General features: G+C 64.3%; 16 protein-coding genes. 5 read left to right on the forward strand and 11 right to left on the reverse strand.

The genetic code is table 11. The features are described from left to right. Position 1: 1 nt before the first annotated feature. Entirely contained in the window at positions 2-508 is a 507-nt protein-coding gene (locus tag ACFTSA_RS01445; protein WP_377948941.1) for a sensor histidine kinase, read from the forward strand. A 25-nt stretch (positions 509-533) separates the two neighbouring features. On the opposite strand, the gene ACFTSA_RS01450 is transcribed toward ACFTSA_RS01445, so the two are convergent. Next, a complete protein-coding gene (locus ACFTSA_RS01450) occupies positions 534-1,535 on the reverse strand; it encodes a chitinase (protein WP_377948943.1) in 1,002 nt (333 codons plus the stop codon). A 136-nt stretch (positions 1,536-1,671) separates the two neighbouring features. Beyond that, complete coding sequence (locus ACFTSA_RS01455) at positions 1,672-2,751, reverse strand: TRAP transporter substrate-binding protein (RefSeq protein ID WP_377948945.1); 1,080 nt, start codon at positions 2,749-2,751, stop codon at positions 1,672-1,674. Between the two features lie 385 nt (positions 2,752-3,136). Here ACFTSA_RS01455 and ACFTSA_RS01460 point away from each other — a divergent pair, with 385 nt between their 5' ends. Then, on the forward strand, positions 3,137-5,494 hold the full coding sequence (locus tag ACFTSA_RS01460; RefSeq protein WP_377948946.1) for a bifunctional polysaccharide deacetylase/glycosyltransferase family 2 protein: 2,358 nt from the start codon (positions 3,137-3,139) through the stop codon (positions 5,492-5,494). Between the two features lie 12 nt (positions 5,495-5,506). On the opposite strand, the gene ACFTSA_RS01465 is transcribed toward ACFTSA_RS01460, so the two are convergent. The 5 genes from ACFTSA_RS01465 to ACFTSA_RS01485 form a co-directional block, all read right to left on the reverse strand. After that, positions 5,507-5,779, reverse strand: coding sequence for a hypothetical protein (locus ACFTSA_RS01465; RefSeq protein WP_377948947.1), 273 nt, complete (start codon positions 5,777-5,779; stop codon positions 5,507-5,509). 282 nt (positions 5,780-6,061) lie between these two features. Further along, the gene (locus ACFTSA_RS01470; RefSeq protein WP_377948948.1) at positions 6,062-7,228 is read right to left on the reverse strand and encodes an acyltransferase; all 1,167 of its coding nucleotides are present in this window, start codon (positions 7,226-7,228) and stop codon (positions 6,062-6,064) included. A gap of 406 nt (positions 7,229-7,634) precedes the next feature. Further along, positions 7,635-8,222 carry a TetR/AcrR family transcriptional regulator gene (locus ACFTSA_RS01475; protein ID WP_377948949.1) on the reverse strand — a complete coding sequence of 196 codons (588 nt, stop codon included), beginning with the start codon at positions 8,220-8,222 and terminating at the stop codon, positions 7,635-7,637. A gap of 237 nt (positions 8,223-8,459) precedes the next feature. Continuing rightward, entirely contained in the window at positions 8,460-9,854 is a 1,395-nt protein-coding gene (locus tag ACFTSA_RS01480; protein WP_377948952.1) for an NAD(P)-binding domain-containing protein, read from the reverse strand. Between the two features lie 50 nt (positions 9,855-9,904). Next, on the reverse strand, positions 9,905-10,282 hold the full coding sequence (locus ACFTSA_RS01485; protein ID WP_377948953.1) for a cupin domain-containing protein: 378 nt from the start codon (positions 10,280-10,282) through the stop codon (positions 9,905-9,907). Between the two features lie 557 nt (positions 10,283-10,839). On the opposite strand from ACFTSA_RS01485, the gene ACFTSA_RS01490 reads away from it, so the two are divergent. The 3 genes from ACFTSA_RS01490 to ACFTSA_RS01500 are packed head-to-tail and all read left to right on the forward strand — an operon-like array spanning position 10,840 to position 12,881. Beyond that, positions 10,840-11,268 carry a cupin domain-containing protein gene (locus ACFTSA_RS01490; RefSeq protein WP_377948955.1) on the forward strand — a complete coding sequence of 143 codons (429 nt, stop codon included), beginning with the start codon at positions 10,840-10,842 and terminating at the stop codon, positions 11,266-11,268. Positions 11,269-11,280: 12 nt separating this feature from the next. Then, positions 11,281-11,445, forward strand: a complete 165-nt coding sequence (locus tag ACFTSA_RS01495) for a hypothetical protein (protein ID WP_377948958.1) — start codon at positions 11,281-11,283, stop codon at positions 11,443-11,445. Then, entirely contained in the window at positions 11,442-12,881 is a 1,440-nt protein-coding gene (locus tag ACFTSA_RS01500; protein ID WP_377948960.1) for a purine-cytosine permease family protein, read from the forward strand. The genes ACFTSA_RS01495 and ACFTSA_RS01500 overlap by 4 nt, the downstream gene beginning before the upstream one ends. Before the next feature lie 241 nt (positions 12,882-13,122). On the opposite strand, the gene ACFTSA_RS01505 is transcribed toward ACFTSA_RS01500, so the two are convergent. The 4 genes from ACFTSA_RS01505 to ACFTSA_RS01520 all read right to left on the reverse strand — a co-directional run bounded on the left by ACFTSA_RS01505 (position 13,123) and on the right by ACFTSA_RS01520 (position 24,820). Further along, positions 13,123-14,451, reverse strand: a complete 1,329-nt coding sequence (locus ACFTSA_RS01505; protein ID WP_377948962.1) for an FG-GAP repeat domain-containing protein — start codon at positions 14,449-14,451, stop codon at positions 13,123-13,125. 395 nt (positions 14,452-14,846) lie between these two features. Next, positions 14,847-16,355 (reverse strand): FG-GAP repeat domain-containing protein, encoded by a 1,509-nt coding sequence (locus tag ACFTSA_RS01510; protein ID WP_377948963.1) that lies wholly within the window; start codon positions 16,353-16,355, stop codon positions 14,847-14,849. Positions 16,356-16,568: 213 nt separating this feature from the next. Beyond that, positions 16,569-19,601 carry a hypothetical protein gene (locus tag ACFTSA_RS01515; RefSeq protein WP_377948966.1) on the reverse strand — a complete coding sequence of 1,011 codons (3,033 nt, stop codon included), beginning with the start codon at positions 19,599-19,601 and terminating at the stop codon, positions 16,569-16,571. Then, positions 19,598-24,820, reverse strand: coding sequence for a hypothetical protein (locus ACFTSA_RS01520; protein ID WP_377948969.1), 5,223 nt, complete (start codon positions 24,818-24,820; stop codon positions 19,598-19,600). The genes ACFTSA_RS01515 and ACFTSA_RS01520 overlap by 4 nt, the downstream gene beginning before the upstream one ends. Positions 24,821-25,059: the final 239 nt, after the last annotated feature.

Genomic DNA, 25,059 nt, shown 5'->3' on the forward strand with positions numbered 1-25,059 from the left:
AGTGAGTTCTGAACATCCCGACTCACCGCTTGGCCCCTTGATTGATTCCCATCCGGTGAAAGTGGCCGTGACCTCCGACGTGGTGGTGGACGTACATCCATTCGACTTCCATGCCCTCGGCCTCGCAGGAGTTATCGATCGACTCGCCGCCAGAATGCGGTCGGTTGGACTCAAGGTTGCGCTCGAGGTGGGGCATGCCGAGGCCGAGATTGATAGGCGAATTGCCATCCTGCTTTACCGTGTCACAGATGAATTGTTCCGCAACATTGTGGCTCATGCCCTCGCGCAAGAGGTGAAGATCCTCTTGCAGGTTGCGCCCGGCGCCATTGAGCTCAGCGTCCAGGACGACGGTACAGGCTTTCATGGGAATCGACTGCTCTCCACAGAAGCCGCGGAAGGCGGCCTTCGCAAGTTGCACCGCGCCGTCGGCCGGGCAGGCGGCTACCTGGACGTGCGGTCTAGTGAGGAAACCGGTACGTGCGTCACTGTCCAGTTGCCTCTCGATTGACTCCTGCGCACATTTGTCGGCACAGCTACGTAGCATATCCGTGTCCCAAAAGTTGTCCGAACATCCCGTTCTTCTGCTGGACTCCGCTGCACGTTGCTGAGGCGGCAGAGGGCGCTTCGTTGTGGTCAGACGGTGTGCAGGCCCTGTCGCGGTTGAGGGACCACATGGACATCCGCCCCAGACCGTGATCCAAGGCAAAGCTGTTCAGTCCTTCGGCATCCTGCAGACTCAGTACCTGTCCGCTGACATCATTTTGGCCCAACATCGGGGTGAGCCCGATCTTTTTCCACAGCAAGGCCGGGTCGAGTTGCCGGCCTGCCCGCCCGTAGAGGGCGGCCATTTGGCGGTGCGTTGCCTCGGCAGCGCTGATGGAGACGTCCAGCATGGTTTGCCCGGATCGGAGCGGCTCGAAGTTCATCGTCATGATGTTGACCCCGGCAAGCTCCACGCCGGCGCCAAGCATGGTGGCAACCGTTGATTCTCCCTCGGGGGTCAGTCCGTTGGCGTCAACCGGGAGGGTGAGCCAGACGTTCAGGGGGTTGCCGGGCTGCCGGCCCGCCTGCAGCCCGGCAACGGCCGCGGCGCGCCTTTTTGCGGCCTTAGAGTCCTGCAGCGCCCCGCCTTCGACGTCCAGGTCAACGACGTCCAGCCCGTAGCGGCTGATGACGGCGGCGTAGGCCTTACGCAGGGCCTGGGTGTCGGTGCAGGCATTGGACAGTTCCTTCCCTAACTGCCCCCCGAAGGAAACGGCAACGTCATTGCCGTCCAGACGGTGACGTTCTACCTGGCCGTCCAGGTCCAGCTTGTCGCTCGCTTGCTCGAGGCTGTAGAGGCCGCCCCAGGAGGCTTCGCAGGGGTGGGCGGGATTGGCGACGATAAAGGAAAGCAGCGTGGTGACCTGGCCGTGCTGGGGCCAATTAGCGAGCCGCTTGGCGGGATCGAGGGTGAGATCGAAATAGGCTCCGAACCACGGCGGATCGGCGCTCTCTACGGGGGACGCTTCAGTGCTGGGACTCGGCTGGCTCACATCCTGTTCCCCACCCCTGATGCCAGAAAGTATCAGCGCAAGGATAATCAACGTAGCCGCGGTTGCCCCCACGGCAAGAAGTTTTAATCCGCTCGCTAGACGCAAGGTGCCTCCGTCCACAGACGTAGGGCCTATCTTAGTGGCTTGGCACTGTTTCGGGGCCGCATTCGGGGATGCGGTCCGGTTCGGCGGCTCCGGTGAATGTGCGGACTTTTTCTATGAAGGCCCTCGCTTGGCCGTCCTTTGCAAGTTGGGCGTATACGGGGCCCACAGCGGCCATGAAGGCCGCCACCTGCTGTTCTGTGGCGTTTACGATCGTGCCGCCGTTCTGGCAGTAGGCCGAGGCTTCGTCCGCGGTGTGCATGGCTCCTTTGGCGGTCTCACGCGTCTGCGAGGCTGCTTCCTGCAGAATTCGTCGCTCATTTGCGGTCAGGCGGCCGTAAGTTGCGCTGTTGATGACGAGCGTATTTATTTTCGGGTACAGCGGCAGGTTGCCGGTGGTTATTGACCCTTTGGGATAGGACGCTGCCCGGAGGAAGGAGGATTCCGCCGCCTGCACCGTGCCACTAGCCAATGCTTCGGCGAACAGGTCTCCTGTCAGAGCCCGAGGATCGGCCCCCAACGAAGTCAGCGTTAGGTACGTGGCCGCGGACCGCGGCGCCCGCACCACCTTCCCTGCCAAGTCGGACGGCGTGAAAACCGGTCCGGCGAAGGAAAACAGCCTCCGCTGCGAATCAGGAAAGAGCGCGAGCCCGGTGACGCCGATTTGCTTGAGGTCGTCCAACATACCACCGGCGGTATCCGGTGCGACCACCTGGGTGACGAGTTCGTCTGATGCGATGAGGAACGGAGCGGACAGCACATCGAATGACGTTATGCCTTCGGACGCCCAAGTCCGTGTGGGAATGAGGCCCATGTCGAAGTCGCCGCCCTCGGTCGACTGCGCAACCGCCTGATTCCATGCGTCTGCCTCGTCAGCAGCGGCTTTCAGCACGGGTTCGACGCGGAGGGCAGCGGAGGACAGGGTGGTGACGCGTCGCGCGAACTCCTGAACTTGGCTGGCGGCGCGGCTACCCGGTCCTGCCGCGGTCGCCACGGTCAGGACTGTCGCCTCGTCCTGGTCCTGCCGGCCACCCTGCACCGGCGGCGCTTGGCATCCGGACGCCCCAAGAAGGACGACTATCGCCGCCGCTGCCGCACTACGCAAATGGGACATTTTCGGCTTCTTCCGACTACTGCGGCCCTCCGCTTCGCGCCGCGTCAAGCTCAAGGATGGTGTCCTCTATTTCGAAAGATACGCCTCGCCGCGGACCCCACAAAGAAAGGCGCCACAACTGACAGGAAATTCGCAGGCTAAGATCCGACGGCGAACGGCCCGCTCTTTGGCAGCGAGGAGCGTGGGTTGCTGTGTAAGCAAGTAGTAGGCAGGTACAGGATTCGAGTAGTCACCACTCGTGCGCTCCCCGCCCCGGCATTCATAGGCTCGAATTACGCAGAAGCCGACAGAAGTCGGTACCTAGGCCGAGGCTGGGGACGGCCCAACTGAAACTCAAATACCGGAAGTCTCATACCGGAACTCTTTAGTTGGGTTGAGTACGCGCATGTCACAACCGAGTTCAAAACCCCTCCATGCCTCCGCGCCCGTTTTCTTCGATCCGAGCGGCAAACGATGGCGACGAATCCTGCACAGCGTTGTGGCAGGGATCATGCTAATCGTCTTTTCCGTCGTCTGGATCCTGCCCGGTGCCACGGCCCCGCTGTGGAAGGCGCAACTGAACCAGTCCCCCGACTACCCGCGCAAGCTCCTGGCCACCGGGGACCTGAAAAACATTCCGACGCTGGGCAACGACACAGATTTCGTCTTCGACCGGATAGCGCTCGTTCAGCACAGCGGCGCCAAGGTTCTGCTCAAAGATCCTTTCAGCGACACCGTGTACCGGGAAGCAAACGCCGAAGAAAAGGAGCTGATCGGGAATTACCCGTACGTCATCGACAGCTACGGCCATCCTGCAGACCGCCAACTAATGTTGACCTTTGACGACGGACCCGACGCCCGCTTCACGCCGGAGCTCCTCGACCTGCTTTCGAAGGAGGCCGTGCCGGCAACGTTCTTCACGATCGGCAGCAACATTGTCAAGAATCCGGACATCCTCAGACGGATAATCCGCGAGGGGCACATGGTTGGCAACCACACCATGTTCCACTCAGACTTCTGGGCGCACGACGATACGTATAACCGGGAAGCAATCATAGGAACCGATCGAGTCCTACGCGCGACGGACAACTACGCCACCAGGCTCTTCCGCATCCCCACAGGGGACCCCGAAAATAACACGCTGGCCCTCCTCCAGGCCCAGCAGCTGGGCTTCCTCCACATCAACATGGACCTGGACACGCGGGACTGGGACCACCCGCCGGGCGAACCGGTGCCTGTGCCTCAACTCGATGGTAAAGGCCACGTGGTCCTCCTGCACGATGGGGGCGGTGACCGCAGCGCAACGATCAACATGCTCAAAACGCTGATACATCAAGCGAAGGAAAAGGGCTACACCTTTACCACCGTCCAGCCACTGCTGCCCAGCGAATACGTGCCGCAGCGGATCACACCCGGCGTGGGCGATCATTTGACCCTGACCACCTATGCCGGCATCCTCGTGGCCCCCAATGTATTGATCACATGGTTGTTCTGGTTCGGTATCGGGTCCCTGACCCTCCTGACGTTCCTCTACGTGGTGTTGGCGCTGATCAACAACCGCCGTCAAAAACGTCGTCAATGGGACACTATCCGGGAGGAGGACTGGCCGTTCGTCAGTGTCGTCCTGCCCGTGTATAACGAGGAGCGCGTAGTAGAAAAGACTTTGGCAGCCCTCCAAGTCAGCGACTACCCGCGCTTTGAGGTGGTTGCTGTTAATGACGGATCCACCGACAACACTCTGGCCGTTCTCAGGGAATACGCCCTGTCCTGGCCGCAACTACGCGTGCTGGACCAACCCAACGGGGGCAAGTCCGAAGCCAGTAATAACGGCATTTTCCACTCCAAAGGCGAGGTCGTAGTTACCTTGGACGGCGATACCCTGTTCGAACGTCAGACCATAAAAATGTTCGCACGGCATTTCTGCGCAGACGGGGGCCGTAAAAAGATTGGCGCCGTTGCTGGCCACGTGAAGGTCGGCAATAGGCGGAGCCTGCTCACCGCTTGGCAAAGCCTTGAATACCTTTCTGGCATTTGCGTCACCCGCATGGCAGAAGGGCTCATGGGAGCGATCGCGATCGTCCCAGGCGCATGTGCTGCCTGGAGAAGGGAAGCGCTCATCCAGGCTGGCGGTTACTCTACCGACACGCTCGCCGAAGACGCTGACTTAACGCTGACGCTGCAACAATTCGGCTACAGGATCGTCCAGGAGAACAAGGCGGTCGCCTGGACGGAAGCCCCGATGACCCTGACAGGTCTGGCCAAGCAGCGGCTTCGATGGACATATGGCAACATCCAGACAATCTACAAACACCGCGGAATGATATTGAATCCTCGGTACGGGGCGCTGGGACTCCTCACCCTGCCATATGCCGTTCTCTCAGTAGTCATTCCTCTGCTGTTCATGCCGATGACGATCGTTGTCGCAGCCATCAACCTTGCCCACGGTGAATGGCAAGCTATCGCCATCTTTGCGGTCATCGTCGCGGGGACCCACATGGTCATCTCGACCGTGGCTGTAATCATGGTCCGGGAAGACCCGAGCCACCTGCTCATCGTCCCGATCTACCGGCTGATCTACGAACCGCTACGTGCCTATGTGATCTTTGGTGCGACGCTCCAGGCCCTGCGAGGGCGGGTCGTCGGCTGGTACAGGCCAGAGCGCACTAACAGTGTGCTGCTCTCCATAACCACCGAAGCAGGCGAGATGGCCGCCGGGGGTTTCCCCTTTGCGGCAGGCCCGGAGCGAACTCCGAGCGCCGTATGACAGGCTGCTGCACTATTTGGTTCGCTCATATGGCGCCCACCGGTCCAGCACTTCAACGAGGGTGGACGCCGCCTCGTCAATTTGATCCACGGCCTTGGCGCAGGGGTCGCTCGTCGCGTCCTGACACAAGGCTGGTGCGTTGGACTTGCTGAGTGGTGCGAGGGCATGGAGCGTGTCAGCTACCAGCACGGTGAGCTCCGGCGGCGGGGACCCAAGCGCAACGATCGCGCTGGTGGCACTCCGGGCCCGGTTTGCGGCATCCTGGGCGTTCTTGATGCACCCCATGGCCTGTATGTAATTGTCCGGTGTGAGACCTTGGGCGGCTTTGTTGCATGAATCAATGTCCGCCTCGTAGTCGCGCCAGGCTTTTTCATTTTCACTGATGATGCCCGCCAACAGATCGGCCGAGGCTGCTACGCGTGGGGAGGGCGGAGGGGTCGGTTTCACCGTCGGCCGGCCCACTGGTTGGTGGGTCGGCGTCGTTTGCGGAGATGGCGATGTGCAGCCGGACAAAAGTAGGGCCGTTATGGCCAGTAGCGTAACGGGCTGCTTCAACAGGTTCACCTCTCATGTCCTGATCCCGCCGGCACCCGGAACCTGGCCGCTCCGGTTCTTCCGGGAACTGTCGAAGCTCCGGGTGTGGGCCGGTGGCCTTTGAGGGGAACCGGCGGGCCACAATTGCGGAGAACGCTGGGCGGCGACGTCTTCGACGCAGCCAATGGTTAGGAACATGATTGCCAGAAGTAGCCACACGGCGATGAACTGAGTCCATTCGCTGTCGAGAATCCAAGGAATGGCCGTGGCGAGTCCATCGACTTCGTAAAGCCTGTTGATTACGACCACCGTGATCACCAGCAGAAGGTTGTGCCAGAGATAGATCGTGATGGCCCGGTTGTTAATGAGGGCGATGGGCTTGTCCAAGAACCGAATCGGCCGAGGCAGTGCCTGCCACGACGGCGAAATCCGGAGCAGCATCGCACAGAAGCCCAGGGACCACAGGGCCTGGGCAAACGGTATGTTATTGAGGTCCCATCCGTTGTCATCCAGATGGTAGGCCGCCCACACCAGTCCAAGCGCCATGAGGACCAGCCCGGCAGGGAAGACCACCCGTCGGGGCATCTTGAACAACAGGCCGTTGTAATGGGCGAAACCGAGGATCCAACAGGAACCGTAGGTGGCGAAGTCGGTGATGCCGCTGTTTGCCCAGTCCGGTAGCGGGATGATTCCCATGCTGAGGACTGCCATTAGGCCCAGCGGCGCCAACAGCGTTGCCCACGGCAGCCGATGAAAGGCTCTGAGTAGCAGCGGAGACAGCAGCATGAACCAGAAATACGCCCGGATGTACCACATTCCCTCTTCCGCCTGCAGCGCCCAAGAAGATTCGACGAGACCCGCATCCGTCCCGATGCTTGGCGGAAAGGGCGGGTCCCCCAAGGGTATAAACCACAAAAGCGGTTCGAACCAAGAACCGCCGGCGCGAACAGCTGGGTTCCAACCTTGCCAGAGGAGTAGGACCAAAACTGTCGCACTGTACACCCACAGCGGCAGCAACAGACGCCGGCTACGACTCTTGAGCACTCCAAACGTGGGGCGCTCCAGGGAGCGTGCCATCAGTGAACCGGCGAGTGCGAACATCACGCCCATCGAAGGGAAAGCCACGCTCAACCAGCCGGCGCTGGCGAACGTATGGTAGGCGACAACACGAACCAGGGCGATCGCACGCAAGAGATCCAAGTACCGGTCTCGGGAGGAAACGCGTGCAGGGAAGTCCGGGGCCACGCGGGAGCCGCTGCCCAGCTTGGCCTTCTCTGCCGTTCCCTCCAAAGGGGACGTACGTGCCACCACGAGTCGCCGCCTTTCCGGAGCGTTTGCGTGTGCGCCAGGAGACAGTCGGGTGAGCGTAATTTGCGCCCTGCACCACCGAGGACACAGGGCAGCACACGCGATTCGTCCCGTGAAAACAACATCGGCAGCACTGAACCAATGCTAGGACGGCCCTCCCGTGAAATCATCCGTGACAATTACTCAGGTTTGGGTAGGAGCGAATACCTAAGTACTTGTAGGGGGAAGAAGCCTGGCCCTGCGTTGCAGTCGCACACGGCCTGGCCGGGGCAGCTGACCCCTCCGCATTTAGCGGGCCCTACACGCCGGCCTTGATCAGTAGCGCATCGACCATCATGAAGAAGTGGTCGCGGTGATCGGTGGCCTTCGGGTCGGTCATGTACTGGAGGACCGCGCCGTCGTAGATCATCAGGAAGGTCCTGGCCAGCGTCGGGATGCTGAGGCGGCACTCCTCACCACTGCTTTCGGCCGCGGCGGAGAACAGGTTGCCCAACTCCACCTCATAGGCGGGATAGATTTTCGCGGCCAGCGGGCTTTCGGACCTGTTGCGCGTTGCCCACAGAATGAGTTCGATTTCGGCGAGCAGGTTGCCCGGCTCTTCCTCCAGCAAACGCCAGTAGTCCTCCGCCACCTGTTCCACGGCCTTGCGAAGGCCCAGGTGGACAGGGACGTCGCCGGACAGGCTGTTCAGGTTCTTCAGCCATGCCTCGGCGGCCGCATCCATGAGCTCGCTCTTGTCGCTGAAGCAATAGTGTGCCGCGGCCAGGGGCGCGTTGGCCTCCTTGGCGATGGCCCGCATGGTCACATACTGGACACCTTCACGCCGCATCAGTTCCACGGTGGCGGCAATCAGCTGTTCTTTTCGATCGGCTGAGGATATCCGCATAGCTCACTCTCCAGGCTCCCGGTTCTGCCCAACAGGGACATTTCCTTAAGACTATTGCTTGGATAAATGTTACACACCATTGTCCAAAACAATTGACTGGAACGGGTGATGCACTGAGGAGTGCGGCACGGGGCGGGTTAAACCGGTACTGCCCGGCCCCTGGCCGCGCCACTCCCTGGGGGAGCGTGCGCGGTCCAGGGCGCCAGGCAGTGCGCCCGTTGGCGGTTCAGCCAGGAATTACCGGGCGGCCATGATGTCCGGGACGGTGGTGCCCTTGTCCACGTCCTGCGACGGGCCGTTGAGGTAGCGCTCCATGGAGTCATCCATGGCGTTCAGCCAGCGGGTGTGGTGCTTGGTGGCCATGGTTCCGGTGACCACGGAGCGGTGCAGCATGTCGCGGTAGCCCAGGATGTCGTCGTGCTTGTGGCGCATCCAGTCCTTGAACAGCTGGGACACGGCGTCCAGGTCGAACGGCGGGTAGTCCGTGGCGGCGATGAGCTCCCGCAGGTAGTCCGTCTGGAAATCGGCTTCCGCGTCGTGGTCCGGCAGGGCTGCCTGGCGCTCGAGCCAGAGCTGGATGTCCGCCTCGCGCTCGGCAAGGGACGGCAGGTCAATCGCCCCGGTCATGACGTCGCGGGCAAACCACGCCTGGCCGTCGAACATGTTGAACGTGTAGTACTGGTCCTGCGCGCCCAAGTAGAACAGGTTGGTGTTCTGCTGCCACACCACGCCCTTGTAGAGGTTGCCCGGGTACAGCACGTTGGGCGACTTCAGCGACAGCTCACTGGGCAGGAACGGGTACTTGTGCTGGTATCCGGTGCAAAGTACGACGGCGTCAAAGTCACCTTGGGTGCCGTCGCTGAAGTGTGCGGTGGGTCCCCGGAAGTGGGTGACAAGCGGGCGCTCCACCGTGTTGTCCGGCCAGTGGTAGCCCATCGGTGCCGAGCGGTAGCTGAGGGTGATGGACGCGGCGCCCATCTTGTGGGCCTGCATGCCGATGTCCTCGGCGGAGTAGCTGCTGCCGATCATGAGCAGGTTCTTCCCGTAGAAGCGCTCGGCTCCGCGGAAGTCGTGGGCGTGCAGGACCTCGCCCGGGAAGGTGTTGATGCCCTTGAATTCGGGGACCGATGGGACGGAGAAGTGGCCGGTGGCCACCACGAGCTTGTCGAACACGTGGGTCTCGGTGCGGTTGGTTTTGAGGTCCTCAACCGTCAGCGTGAATTCCTGCGTGGCCTCGTTGTAGCTGGTGTGGCGGGCAACGCTGTTGAACCGGACATACTTGCGGACGTCGGACTTTTCCACGCGGCCCTTGATGTAGTCGAAGAGGACCTCGCGGGGCGGGAAAGACGAGATGGGGCGGCCAAAGTGCTCGTCGAAGGAGTAGTCCGAGAACTCGAGGCACTCCTTGGGCCCGTTGGACCACAGGTGGCGGTACATGCTGGAGTGGACCGGCTCGCCCTGGGCGTCCAGGCCGATCCGCCAGCTGTTGTTCCACTGGCCGCCCCAGTCCTCACGCTTCTCAAAGCACACGATCTGGGGGATGTCGGCGCCTTTTTGCCGTGCTGATTCGAAGGCCCGCAGTTGTGCCATGCCGCTGGGGCCGGCGCCGATGATTCCTACTCGTAGTGTCATGCTTCTCTCCTCTTCAAATAAGTCTTTTTTTGGGGGCGTCGGGGCCGTGCTTACGGGGCGAAGGAGCGCTCGCCGGTGAAGAAGCCCAGGCCGTACTCGGGGGTCTCGAACTTGACGGTGGTGCCCTTGGGGAAGAACAGAACGTCGCGCTCCTTGGCGTGCGTGACTTCCCCGGTGCTCTCGTCGGTGAGGATGAACTCGCCCTTGATGACCACCTTCATTTCGTCGTAGGTGTACGTGTACACCAGGGGCTCGGAGGCCTTCAGCTCGAAGAAACCGGCGCTCATGACCGAGCCGGTGGGGTTGTGGAGGGAGTCGCCGATCGCGGCGACGGTGCCGGGTTCGTCCATAGGCGGCAGGCCGAGGTAGCCGCCTACAACCTTGTGGATGGATCCGGCCTTGGTGAGGGTTCCGACGAGGGTTTCCATGGGTTTCTCCTATACATGGGGGTGGTGGGGGATTGATCAGGCTGATCGTTGGTGCCGAGGACATTTGGTGCAGCTAAGGCAGAGCCCATTAGGGCGCAGTGCAGACAGTGCGTTAGATAGTGCGTGCTGTGCAGATGACGCTTGATCCAGGTAAAGCGTGGTGCAGGTGGAGCTGCGCTGAGATCGACTGGAACCGCGGGGTGGGGCTCCGGGGATCGTCCGCGAACGCGACATGCTCTGTGTCCAGAGAGTGGGCCTGGCGGGCTCCGCGTCGAGGCCGCCAGTGTGGTGCCGGTCACGTACTTCGTGTTCCAAAACCTTCACATGAACAGCTGTATCAGTCAAGCGTTCAAGATGAAGTTTTTTCTGCCGCTACCCCCAGCGGCCCTATTTCGGGATGGCTCCGGATCTTTCGTTCTGAACCATTGACTCGAACAAGCGTCCCTGTCACTGTATTGAAAGTGCCGTGACGCAGATCACGATGATGCGGTCTGATCCAGATTTTCCCGAAGCAATACCCGCCAAGCAGATTCCCTACTTAAGAAACGGGTAAGACAATGACCACAACCACCCCCCAGCCGCCAGCAACGACCCAGCCCCCGACGTCGACGACGGGGGAAGCGATCGACTTCTGGCCGGCGAAGTCCTTGACGCCTATGAAGGACGAATGGCCGCGACTGCGCTGCAGGTTCATCAACTCCAAGCCCATCGGCGCCTGGGACGATTTCATCCTCTCGGAGTGGGAGCTGGAGTCCTGCGGCTGGCAGGACTTCCACCCGCACTCCGAGACCAACTTCGTGCTGGAAGGCGAACTCCACATCGAGTGTGACGGCCAGACCGTCATCCTCCGGCCGGGCGACTCCGCACGCGTAAATCCTGGACGGACCGGCCGGTACTGGGCGCCCGTCTACGCGCGCATGGTCACCGTGTACGGACCCAACCCCGACGGTGCGGAGTCCCACTCCTTCCGCTACTCCGAAATCTAAGGCGGGTCCAACGTGAGCACTCTTGAAAAGCAGTACGCGGAAGAACTCAACGCCAGACTGGCCGAGTGGCAGTCCAGCACTCTGGAACCGCCCGCCGGGCTCGCTGACATGCGAACGCTCCTCGCAGTGACCATTGCCCTTCCCATCGTGGCTTTGGTCGTGGGGTGGTTCCTGTGAGCACGGCCACGGACGGGATCTCCACCTCGGGAACCGAAGGATCGCTGCCCCTTCTGAGCCACGAGCGGAACTGGAGCCCCAAGGCACTGTTCTTCAGTTCCGCCCAGGCTGCGGTGGCCACATGGTGCTTCATCATCGGCGGCTACGTGGCCTTCTACCTGCCGGCGGTGCAGGGGTCGGTGGTGATGATCGCAGCCATGCTGGCCGGAATGTTTCTGGTGTTCCTGGCCACGGTGCCCATGGCAACGCGGTACGGGCTGGAGGCGGTACGTTCAACGCGGCCTGTCTTCGGCACCCGCGGTTCGCTCTTCACCGTCGCCCTGACCTTCCTCTTCACGATCGGATGGGGCACCACGCTGATGATTTTCAGCGGAAAGTCCGCTGCCCTGCTCCTGGTGACTCTCGGCGTCGTAAGTGAGGCCAACGCGTCCATCGCCCAGACGGTGAGCAGCCTCGTGTGCTGTTTGGTGGTGTGGGCGCTTATCAGCCGGGGCCCCGGCATTCTCCGACGGGTGGGGGTGATTGTTGCCTGCTCGGTCCTTGCGCTCGGGGTGATGGTCGTCGTCGTGATTGTTGCCAAGGTGGGCTGGCATGCCCTCCTGGACGCCAAGCCAAGCGCCGCCACCGGCAACAAGCTCCTGGACTACACGACGGCGATCGAACTCATGCTCGCCACGGCCCTGTCCTGGTGGCCGTACGTCGGCGGCATGACGCGGTTCTCCAAGAGCACCAGGAAGTCGGTGCTGCCGGTGACGCTGGGCCTTGGCCTCGCGCTCGCGGTCATCTGCCTGATTGGCCTGTACACCGGGCTGGTCTTCCCGGATTCCGGCGGGGATCCGCTGCCCGGGCTGCTGGAAATCGGCGGCGTGTGGCTGGCACTGCCGGCGTTCGCGTTCATCATCATTGCCAACGTGGGCACGGCGATGGTGGGCACCTACACCGCAGCGCTTTCCCTCAAGCAGCAGCCGGCCATCGACGCCCGCCTCAGCTGGCGGGGGTCCACCACCGTGGCAGGACTGACCGTAGCCCTGGTGATCGTGTTCCTGGCGGAACCTTTCTATGCCAACTTCGGCACGTTCCTCACCTTCTCCGCCGTCGTCTTCGGACCGCTGTGCGGGCTCCAGATCGCCGACTACTTCATCCTCCGGAAGCAGCGCCTGGACCTGGACGGTCTGTATAACGACGGCGCCGGCTCGGCGTATTGGTACTGGAAGGGTGTGAACGTGGCCGGCTTCGTCAGCATGGCAATCGGCGTCGTGGTGTACCTGCTTCTGCTCGACCCCGTCACGTTTGCCTCGGCCCCGTTGTTCGCCTTCACGACGGCAACGCTGCCGTCAGTGCTGGCCACGGTGGTGGTTTACGTGCTCCTGGCGCGGCTCCAGCCCAGGGCGTTCAGGCCGGCCGCGCTGCCGCTTGATGCCGGCAGGGTGCACTAAAGCGGGCATACGAGTGCGGGAAGGATTTCGGTCTGAACAATTCTTCACACCGAAATCCTTCCCGTCACCCCGCACGCTCTCTCACTACCTGCGGCCTTCACCCTGACGCTCGATCAGTTCCTGCGGCTTTCACCCTGACGCTCGATCAGTACCTGCGGCTTCAGGCCGCACGCTCTCTCACTTCCTGCGGCTTTTGCCCGGACGCGCTATCAGTTCCTGCCGCTTCAGGCCCGACGCGTCCTCAGCGGAAGATGTTGTAGCTGCTCCAGCCTGCGCCGACGATGGTCCGCGCGCCCCAGGTGCCCCTGCTGAACGGGTAGTGGGCGAGGCGGCCATCGGTGAGCCGGGCCAAGAGCCCTGAGCTTCCCGGCGTGAAGCCGGCAACGGCGGTGATGCTGTTGATGCTGTTCCATCCGCTGCCGACCGCGGGCCTTGATTCCGGGATGAAGCCCCCGGATCCGTTGGAGCGGAACAGAACCAGCCTGCCGTCACTGCGTTTGGCAAGGATGTCCTGCGACCCGTTCTGGTCGAAGTCGGTCATGGTGAGGTACAGGCCGCCCCAGCCGGTCCCGGTCTTGACCCGGGGTGACAGCGATGAACCGGCGCTGTTGCCGTAGTACCAGAGGGTCCCGGCGGCGTCGTAAGCAAGGATGCCGGGGTGCTGGTCGGTCTTCCGCCAGCGGCCCACGGTGACGTGGAAGCTGGCCCAGCCTGTGCCGATGGCCCGGGCCGGTGCGAATCCGCCGGTGGGCCGTCCGGGATAGAAGCTCAGCCGGCCGTCCTTCCACTGCGCGATGATGTCGAAAACGCCGTCACCGTTCCAGTCGGCCACGAATCCCTTGGCCAGTCCGGACCAGCCGACGCCGATCTTCACCCGCGTCTGGAGCCCGCCTTTGCCGGTGGCCGGGTAGTTCCACAGAGTGCCGTCCGGGCCGGCAGCCACGACGTCCGCTGCGCTGCGGATGGACGGCGTGGAGGCGGCGCGGGGCGCGGCGTTGATGACGACGTCGTCGATGTAGGTGTCGCCCATTTGGCGGTTGTGTTCCGCACCGAGCTGGACGGTGTCCAGCGTGGTGGCGCTGGTGGCCACCTGGCTGCTGGAGTACACCGTTGTGCCGTCAAACCCCACCTCCACGGTTGACGCGCTGCCATTTGCGGTAACCCGCACGGCCACGTGGTGCCACTCGCTGAGCGTGATGCTTGAACTCATCAGGAGGGTAAAGACAGAGGCACCGTCAGGTGCCGTCGTGCGGAGCCAGAGCTGTCCGTTGTTGTTGAACCGGTAGACATCGGCAACCCGGATGCTGCCCGAGAAGAACCGGAGGTAGGGGACGTCGTTGCCTGCTACCCCGGCCTGGGTGATGTTAAACCAGCCGTCGGCATAGGCCGTCGCCGTGCCCGCCGGGAGAGGCGTGGTGAGGTTGGCGAGCGAGCTCGGATCGGTGGTGACATGCAGGTGTGCGGCGCAGGTTCCAGAGTGGGCCTGGTCCGAGGAGATTTCCGCGATTCCGGTGCCTCCGGTGGAGGACGTGAACCCGTCCAGGCTCCCGGATTCAAAATTGTTGGCCATTACCGCTGTCCCCGGATACGTGCTGGCCGGGGCCGGGGTTCCTGGCTGGCATGTCGCCGCCTGGGCTGGGAGGGCACCACCCGCCAACGCCCAAATCAGGGATACCGAGGTACCGCCCACAACCCCAAACTTTAAATACTTTTTCATCATTCCGCGCTCCGATGTGACTGAACTCCTGGTTCAGGCTGATAGAGCTGTTCGGCGACAGTGGCCACATCTCGACGACCAGTACACGGCAAATTACCCGGGCGACGGGAGGCCGGACAACAGTGGCAGGTACTCGACTTTATTGCCGCATTCCGCCAACTACTTGGATGAAGTACCTGGACCGGATCCGCATGTCAATCAAGACAGCGGAATTTTCCATCGTTCCAGGGTCCGTGCCGGATCCGGTCCTACCGCAGGATGTTGTAGCTGCTCCAGCCAGCGCCGACAATGGTCCGCGCGCGCCAGGTGCGCTTGCTGAAGGGGTAGTGGGCGAGGCGTCCGTCGCTGAGCCGGGTTATGAGGCCTGAACTGCCCGCGGTGAATCCTTCAACGGCGGTGATGCTGTTGATGCTGTTCCACCCGCTGCCCACCGCTGGCCTGGACTCCGCCACGAAGCCGCCGGTTCCGTTGCCGCGGAACAGCACGAGCGTGCCGTTGCTGCGTTTCGCGAGGATGTCCTGTGACCCGTCCTGATCAAAGTCGGTCATGGTGTTGTACAGGCCGCCCCAGCCGGTCCCGGTCCTGACCCGGGCTGACAGCCGTGACCCGGCGCCGTTGCCGTAGAACCAAAGGTTCCCGGCGGCGTCGTACGCAAGAATGCCTGGGTACTGGTCGGTCTTGCGCCAGTGACCCACGGTGATGTGGTAGCCGCCCCAGCCGGCCCCGATGGTCTGTGCCGCGGTGAACCCTCCGCCCGCCCGGCCGGGGTAGAAGCTCAGCCGGCCATCCTTCCACTGGGCGATGATGTCGAAGACGCCGTCGCTGTTCCAGTCCGTCACAAATCCCTTGGCCAGACCGGACCAGCCGACGCCGATCTTCACCCTGGGCTTGAACCCGCCCGTGCCGGTGGCCGGGTAGTTCCACAGCGTGCCGTCGGGACCCGCCGTCACGATGTCTGCGGCGCTGCGGATAGAGGAGGTGGTGCTGGGCGGGTTAGGGACGGGCGGGTTGGGGCTGGACGCAGTGCCGGCCTTGATGACGAGGTCGTCGATGAAGGTGTCGCCCATTTGGCGCAAATGTTCCGCGCCGACCTGGGCCGCGCTCAGCGTGGTGGCGGCACTGGCCACCTGGTTGCTGGAGAACACGGAAGCCTCGTCGAACCACACCTGCACATCGGTTCCCAGACCGTTGGCGGTGACCCGCATGACCACGTGGTGCCAGGTGTCGAGCGGGATGGCTGAAGATTTCAGCCGCGTATAGACAAATTCCCCCGTGGGTGAGGTGACGCGGAGCCAGAGCTGCCCGTTCGAGTTGTACCGGTAGATGTCGGCGACCCGCAGGCTGCCGGAGAAAAACCGGAAGTATGGGACGTCGTTGCCCACCACCCCGGCCTGGGTGATGTTGAACCAGCCATCGGCATAGGAAGTCGCCGTGCCTGCAGGGAGGGGCACTGACAGGTTGGCGATCGAACCGGCGTCAGTGGTGACATGCAGGAAGACGGAGCAGAGGCCGGAATGGGCCTCGTTCGAGGAGACGGCAGCGGTACCGGTGCCGCCGGTTGTGGCGGTGAAGCCGGCAAGCGTCCCGGACTCGAAATTGTTGGCCATGACCGTCGTTCCGGGGTTTGCGTTTGCCGGGGGAGGGGTTCCCGGCTGGCAGGTAGCCGCCTGGGCCGGTACTGCTCCCACCGCCAGGGCCCAAACCAGCGATGCCGCGGCGCCGCCCGCAACCCCAAGCCTGAAGAATCGGTTCCTCATTGCGCGCTCCTATGCCCGGAGTTCAACACGTCGTCGGCGCTGAACACGTGGATGAGACTCGTTGAGGCCGTTCTGGGACAGCTCGCGGTCCGGGGGCGACCTTACACGGCACGGTAATCTTCGCCAGCTTGGCCGGACAAGCGTAGCCGGTACCCGAATTCCCAGGCTCGTGCCTGGCACTACTTGGAAGGTCCGGCCGGTCACAGAAGCCGATCACAGAAGGAGAAGGGGCACAGGTCCGTGCTGCCCTCCGAACGGATCGGTGAGCAGCACCGCGTAACTGTGGTGGGGCCTCGGCCTCAGGGTGAGGCCCGCGGACGCCGGGACCGGGTCTCCCAACGGGCCCGGCTTCGGCGCCAGCCGCAAGAGCTGCATTGTCCACACGGGAGCACCCGGGGGCAGCGCCGGCAGGCCCGTGGCAGTGACGGACACGCCGTCGATGATGAATGAAGTCTTGACTGTCGGCACGGCTCCCCGGAAGTCGATCCAGGCCGGAATGGAGTACGGGCCCCAAGGCGACGGGATTTCTTCATACTGCAGCCCGGCGGCACGGACCTCACCGGTGATGGCGATGTCTCCGGCTGCGAGCGTTGGTTCCGCCGGGTACCGGACACAGGCGGCGACGGCGGTGCGTTGCCAGGGCCGTCCCCGTAATGTGGCTTTGCCTTCGTATACGGGCGGGATGTCGGAGGACTTTTCCAGGTCCAGGATCTTGATCTCATGCCAGTAGACGGGGTCTGCGCCCGCTAGGTACTCGACAAGCCGCGCCTCGATGCGGGCCGCCGGCTTTCCATGGATCTGGAGGCTGGAAAGCAGGTCTGTAGGTGGACGGGTGACGCGGACGGTGACGGTCGACATGCCCTCGTCACCGGGCGATGTTTCTATGTCCGGGACGGGCGGGAATTCGCTGCGGGGCACCACGATGGCGACGGGTTCGGTGCGCTCGAACGGGGTGGACACCGCCTCCGTCGGCGGGGTTCCGGGGATGGTGGTGACGGCGACTGCGCGGGCGAACACCACGCCATCGGTACCGGCGGGGAGCTCGAAGGTGGCTATGGCAGCGCCGTCCTGGACCGGGTAGGTGTTCGCTGATGCCCAGGAAAAGAAGCGCCGCTGGTCGCGGCCGGCCATGGCGCGGCGGACGGTCGCCGCACGCTCGGCGCGCGGTTCGGCGGCGGCCGGTGCAGGCAGGCCGAAAGCGCTTCTGAGTGTTGATTCGGTGGCGACGAGGACGCGGTAGGCGCGGGCATTGGGCGCCGCGGTGATGGCCAGCGCTACTGTCACGGCGGGGCTGTTGCCGCCCCGGGTCGCAGCGATGAGCCGCGGGCTGGCCACGGGTGCCCGGACCGGCCGCGGATCAACGATGCGTGCGGTGACGGTGACGGTAGAGGAGGTTCCGCCGTCGACGTCGGTGCTCTGCAGCGTCAGCGTCTCAACGGCGACTTCACCCGGTGTCGTATCCCGGGCCGGGAATTCGACGGTGCGCGTGATTATTCCGGTGACGTCGCCGGGGCCGATGGGAAGCAGCCGGGGGACCGGCTCCCGGGGCACGGTGACGCGCAATCCATTCAGCGGGACGGCACCGGGCCCGGCCGGCCGGTGCACTGTGATCTCGGCACGCACCGTGGCGGAGGAAGCGGGACCATGGCCGGCGGGGACAGGACCGGGAATGACAAGCGTGCTGCCCTGCGGCGGGGGGACCGGCGGCCGGGCAGGGCGCTCGAGGACGGTTTCGGCCATGTCGCCCCACCGTCCCAGCCAGTCCTGCAGGCATACGCCGACGGTGATGGATTCGTATTCGCCGGGGATCCCGGCGGCCGTGAGCACGTGCCGGCCGTGTGGCCTGGAGTATCCGGCGACCATCGGTGCGGGTGCGCCGGGCTGTCCTGGGTGCAATGTGCCACGCGTTGGTTCTGTTTGTACGAAGGCCACCTCTCCACGGGGAACCACGTGGTCTACGCCTACTGTTGCTGACCACCGATCGGTGGTGACGGCGTTCCACGACGAACCGAGCGAGAGAAGACCGGGCGGCGTGGGCTTGTCCTGCGGCCATTCACGCAAGTACGGCAACGGAACCACGAGCAGGGTGAGCTCCCAGCGGCTGCCGTCTCCGAGCTGAGGGAAGTCGCGCACCGTCTGTTGCAGGTCGAAAAATCCACCGATCTCGTCGTCGTAGAATTTCTCCGCCTCGGCGTCCTGTGGGACAAGGAACTCCCGGGGGCCAAGCAACCGGAACACTGGGACAAGGGCGGCGGCAAGTCCCAACGGCGCTGCGTCGGTCTGTTCCGGTTCCTGGTCGAGCGTTCCGGACAGGCCCTGCCAGCGTGCGACGCCGGGGTCCACTGCGGCCTGCAGGTAGGCCTCGTCCGCGGGCTGGGACACGGTGGTGCCGTCAGCCTCGCCCGCAATGGTTCCGCGTGCCCCGGTGTCGAGGGCTTCGTATGCCTCCCGGCACCATGCTTGGACGCCTTGCAGTGCGAAGCCGGTGTCCGGGGCAGATGGCGGATCAACAAGCGTGCGGATCCGGAAGATCTCGCGGTCCGGGTCGGGCTCCGGCACTCCCGGACGTTCCAAATCTGACGGAAGTCGGCGGAGGGGCGCGGAGCGGCTGACTCGGTCTTCCCATTGGTCGCTCCCGCCCTGGGCGGGGAGGTAGTGCGGAAGGTCGTGTGCGGTCTCGCCTGCCAGAGATGCACGACTGAGCACGCGGTTGTGATCGAGGTCGAACCGGCTGCTGCCAATGTAGGCCGATGGCTCTGTGGCCCTCCCATGTCCGGTCATGCGCACCACTTGGCACTCGGCAGAGGCCACCGCCCACGTGGCCGAGTAGGAGAGGCCAGGCCTTGACTGGGCTGCATTCGTAGACCAAAGGCCCTGCCGGGTGAGCCGGGGGTCCGCCGCCCACAGGGTGAGATCGCCCTCGCCCGGGATAGTAGCCCAGCCCAGTACCTCGGAACGTGACGTCGCGCTTGTGAAGAGCAGGGTGAGGTCGTGACCCTGGTCGGCGTCGATCAGCCAGCCGCTGGATACCGCCTGTCCGATGACAGACACAGGATCGACCCGGCGGAAACTGTCAACGTTTGTTTTCAGATCCACGATCACTGTCGGACCGGCGGGAAGCCCACCGTCCCGCCCCATGCTGACGTGCCAGTGGATGCCCTCGGGGATGTCGGGATCCGCTCCGGCCCCCTGCAGCCAGGCGATGTCGCCGAAGGCTGTGGCACGGTCACAGAAAACGATGTTCATGGCTCCTCCGCTACTGAGAGGATCGCGGTGGTGAAGCGGGGCGGTGCCGTGACCGTCAGTCTGCAGGTGAACTCGGCGAGCCGGTCGGTGGCCCGGACTTCCAGGGTCGCCGCTGCGCCGACATTCAGTGGCGTGGTGGCGAGCCAGAGCACCGTGGTGCCGGCACGGTTCACCATCCGCACCGGCAGGACCGTTCCCGAGAGTTTCGCTGCCCCCAGTCCCATCCGCCGGGATTCATCGCGGATGAGGGGCTCCGTCGATTCGAGCAGCAGGCCGGCCAGCGCCCAACCGTCGCCGTTGGCCGGCGCCCAAAGCAGGCTGGAACGGTTGGACCGGACGGGCCGCAGCGGCGGGAGGCCGAGTGCATCAACCACCCGCTCGAGTTCGGCGTCGTCCCGGATCTGGCCAGCCGCCGTCGGTACTGCCATAGCCGTCACCGGTACGACCGGCAGGTCGCCGTGTGATGCCCCATCCGCACCGGAAGCTAACCCGAACGACTGCAGAAGGTCCGCGGGGCTGGTGTAGTTGGACGTCGTGAAGGTGATGCCGCCTATGGATGGTGTCCACTTGTCCGGATGCATGTTCCCCGCTTCCGGCAGGACGCAGGAAAGCTCGTAGCTCGCCCCTTGTTCCAGGTCCTGCTGCACCGTCAGCGCCGATTCCGTTGGCGGGACCGGGCAGCCCACGATCTCCGCTGCCTTTGCCACTGCCGATGCCAGGGCCCGTTTCGGTGTTGACCTTGCCGGCTGGGGGAACGGGACGGTGTAGATGTCAGGTGTTGCCTTGTCAACGCGGCGGACGAGCAGGCCCACATCCCGGTCATACAGCCCGGCGAGTTCCACGATGTGCATCGCCAGGAACTCGATTCCGGGGCGGTCGGACGGGAAAAGGAACTCGGTGCGATCCGCAAGCGTGAAGCCCTTGACATAACGGGCCAGGTAAGCGGGCTTGAACGTGTCCAGCAGGACGGCTCCGGCGAGGTGGGCCTCAATCTGCGTGCCGCTGGCCGTGAAGACCGGGGCGCCGGATTCGATGAGCTTCCACCGCGAGGAGTACCCGGAGGGAGTCCCCGATTTCACCAGCTGCGAGGCCTCCTGCGGTGTGGCCGGTTTGGCCGGCGGATGCGGGTCCTTGCCCGCGGTGGCGAAGTACCACGACCGGGTGAACGGGCCGGGCCCCGAGCTGGCCGGAGCCGCGGTGATGCCTGCGACGTTCAGCGCGCTGTCCCAGCCCAGTGAGACGCTGATGCGGTACCGGTGCCCCGGCGTCAACAGTTTGCTCAGCTTTGCGGGGTTGACGGTGCCCGCCGCATCGGCGTCGTTTGAGGCCCTCTGCGCGTCCCGGCCCCGCTCGGCAGCGTCGTGGTCCTTGGCGGTGGTGGCTATCAGGCCGAGGACGTATACCGGCCGCCCCCAGCAGTGTTCAAAACCGACGACGGCGATTGGATCGTCGGGTGAGGACGGCAGGGTCAGGGTGACGACGACGCCGGAACCGTCGGGTGTCTTTTCACCGGACTCAATCGACACTGGCTTCTCCGCACCGCCCTGCGTGCGAACCGCCGCCCTGCCGAGGTCCCCCTCGGGGGTCTCATCGCCGGCCAGGGCGAGGAGCAGATGCAGCCGGCCGTCCACCACGGGCTCGTCAAGCGCGACGGTGGTCCGCATCCACGGGGGACGCTCGGGCTGGATGAAGACGGAACCCGTGAGGCGCAGGGCGCTCGCGAACCGCCGCCCGTCAGCCTTCGCTTCTGAGGAAAGGACGGCTGGGCCGGCCGGAATGGTGGCGGCCGGAGGTGTGGGCGACTCACCCATGGCTGTTACACGTACGGTGCGAACGCTGAAGCCGGTGCCGTTGGCGAAGGTCAGCAGGGTGCGGGCATCCCACTCGGAGTGTTCGGCCGGGACATGCCAGCCCGCCCTATCCAGGGGAGCGGCGTCCCTGCCCACGGCCCACCCCGGCCCTTCCGGCGCCGTCCAGAGGCAGGCGCCCCCAATGAGCTGGCCGGGATCCATCATCGGCTTCAGGTGGCTGCCGTCGCCGGCAATGTGGGCCGCCCACGCCAGGAGCGTCCGGCGCAGCAGGACCAGTTCGCGCGCGTTGGACGTCCCGGCCGGCCACGTCCCGGTGCCCGCCGGCGGCTGCCAGCGTGACGTGTCGTAGAGCGGGACGGCGGTGATTGCCTCGGGCCTGGTCACGTCCTCGAGCGCGACGTCCCGGAGGGTCCAGGTGATGGTCGCGCCCCCGGAGCTGACCAGGCCAAGGTTGATCGACGGTGCCGGTGAGGTGACGTTGCCGGTCCCCATCGCCGGCGCGATCGGAAAGCTCAACACAGGTACGACGTCGGGCCAGACCACGGGTGCCTTGGCCCACCCGCCGTCGGGGACCAGTCCGCTGCCCTCGGCCGGGCGTTGCGGGGACGCGGAATCGGGGGCGGCGTCTGCGGCGGGGAGGGAACGGCCGAGGCCGTCGGCGAGGAACACCTCCGGCCAGGGCCAGTCATTGGGGCCCGGAGCAGGCGCCAACGGCGCTGGTGCGGCGTCAAGGGTGTTGATCGTGATGCACTTGCGGAGCGTGTCGAAGAACAGCTCGACTTCACCGCAAACCTGCATCCTGTAGGCGTACTGAACGTCGCCTTGCGGGTCAGTCCAGATCTGGAGGGCCACGTCCGCGGAAATACCGATGTGGAACGGCCCGATCCCCAACGACCCGCCCACCCGCCCGGTGACGCGGACCAGTTCCGGCCTGGTGCTGATGAGCGCGGCCAGGCGTGCCGTGATCTCGGCCCACAGAACGCCCTTGGTTCCAATGACCACCTCGATGCCCGCGCCGACGCCGATGGTGAATCCCGTGGTTGCCGGCATCGCCGGGTCGCCCATCAGGCTCGGCGTGTTGATCCCGGCGCCATGCACCATGAGGAACGCCCAGCCGCTGCACTCGAACGGTGTTTTCGGGAAGACCCTGGCGCTGATGGGACCGGGCGGGCGGTTTGTTGGCGCCAGGATTCCGTCGTCGCTGCCGGTCCGGATCCACCAGTTGGCGCCGCGGAGCGGGAAATGCGCTGCCAGCGGGACTTCCACTGTGACGAGATATTTGATTTTGAGCTCGCCCGCGACGGCGATGTCCAGTGCTTCCGTGGTGGCTGCCACCCCGCCGAAGACGGTGATCCTCCGGGGGTCCGTTGGCGGCGGATCCTGCTCCGCCCGGTGCTTCAGCTGGTCCAGGATTGAGCGGGTTATGGTTTTGCGCTCTGCCAACAGGTTCCCGTCAAGACCAACGCGGAGGTCGAATGCGGGGACGGTGATGCCGAGGACACCCAAGGCACTGAAGAAGAAGCCGTTGTCCGGAGCGGTGCCGATGCTGACGCCGATGCCGATGGTCATGTTGCCTGGTCCGAAATCCAGTGCCTCCCATGGCTTCCACGTCCGGAGCGACTTGAATGGGTTGGCTGGATCGAGGGCAGTCATCCGGGCGTTGTGTCCGAACGTTCCGAGGACCCCGTACAGCCCGAGGCCGGTGGGACCCAGCGGTATGGGGCCGGGCAGGTCGACGGCGAAGCCGAGCTCTGTCTTGCGCCCTTCGGGACGGTCGTCATAACGGAGGAAACCCAGGGCGGCGAGACCCACGGGCGGGACCTCGACCCCCAGGACCACCGAGAACCCGCCCGGCGTGAAGGATACCTGGCCCTCGCCGCTGATCAGGCCGGGCACATCGACGCCGGCGATCAGGCCACGCAAACCAAGCGAGACGTCCCCGTTTTCGAACGTCGCGCGGACCGTGGCGCCGCTGATTGTGACGGGACCAAGTTCCACGACGAACCGCAGGTCGACCTCAAACCAGGTGGACCCGTGCCCTGAACGCGTTCCAACAATGTCCAGGAGAGAGCCGGGCGTGTCGATGGTCCATTCCCCCGGATCCACTACCTCAACCCGCGACCTCGAGAAGTCGAGGGTGAGCATTTCACCGACGGCCGCGGTGGGCTTCACCGCGGCCCCAACGTCCCGCCACCGGACCCGCAGGGGACGGGCGTCGGGGCGCATGCCTACGGCCAGCGGGCCACAGCGCCAGAGGTCCGCCGTCACCAGGCCCTCTATGTCCAGCAGCGCGTTGACCGTGCCGGACCCTTGAACGGAGGCGTCGAGCGTGACTCCGTGCAGGGTGAAGCCGCCCTTGACCGCGAGTTCGCGCCCCACCAGGGCTGCCGTCGCGAACAGAGCGCCGGTGGCGGCGGTAGGCGAGTCGGCAGCAATAGCCGGGGCAACCGCCGTCGTGATTCCCGCAGCGATGGCGCCGGGGGAGTCATCGAAGACACTCAGCAGCCCGGATTGGGCATCAGACTCCACCGTGACGGTCACGTGAAGCGCATCGGGATTTTCAGGCGGACGGGACACCCCGGCACGCACCCGCAACGGCTTGCTCACAGTGGGTCCGACTGCGCCCAGGAGGCCCTCGCCCTCGGGAAGATCGAGCGTGAGGGAGGCAGCAGTCGGGACGAGCTGGTCGAACGATTCGGCGTTGGGCACGTCCCACCGCAGCGTGCCTCCGATTTTGGGGGTATTCCCGCCATCGGCGATGGAAGCCGGTTTAACGGTGACGTCCAGCTTCAGGGGGCCACGGCCGCATTCCAGCTTGGCCTCGCAGGCGACACCGCCGACTACAGGCACTGACCCGGGAAGCACGAACTCGGTTCCTGCCATTTTGAATCTCCCGGCCTCGGCGCCGAAGGTTTCCGGGAGGTTCAGTCCGATGCCGCCGGGCAGCAGCACGCTCCGTGGATGCGGGGATAGTGAGAGTTGCGAGATATCAACCACAGGGGCGTGATTCTTGGCCAGGACGATGCTGATGGCCCCCATCGCCGTGGCCGTCACGCGGTCAGGTCCGCCCACAACTTCTTCATAGCGGATCCGACGGCGCTGGCCTGTTTCCTCCACGTTTCGGGTCGCGGGCCGAACCGTGGAGGGCAGGCTCAACGCCAGCCCGTCGAGCTTCAGTTTCACGCTGGCCTGCGCCGAGTCCGGGGATGCGGCGGCTGAAACCGTCACAGGGCCGGTGAAAGTTGAACCGAGAACCGCCGGCAGTACCGGGGTGGTCGCCACCGTTACCGGGGTTGGCACCGTCAAGGTTGCCGGGGCGGGAAGTGCCCTAAGAAAAGCGACGGTCGTGGAATCGACCACCATGCCCGTGCTGATGCCCTCTCGATCAAGCTTTTCAAGAAGATTCATCTGTGTTCCTTGAATTTGGGCCACACTGCCCGAGAGTTTTGTTCACCGCAGATATGCATCGATGCGGCGTAAACACCCACATGATGAACCCGATAAACACGGCCGTCAATGAGCTATTTGTAAAGTCGCACTGCCGCCATCCACGCTGAATCCCGGCTGCCTTCACAGCCTCATCACAGGGACGGGACAGAAGGGCGAAAGGCCCGGTGGACAGGATTAGGGGGAAAGCTCCGGGAACC

The organism is Arthrobacter sp. NPDC057013 (genome assembly GCF_042674585.1).
Taxonomy (GTDB): Bacteria; Actinomycetota; Actinomycetes; order Actinomycetales; family Micrococcaceae; genus Arthrobacter.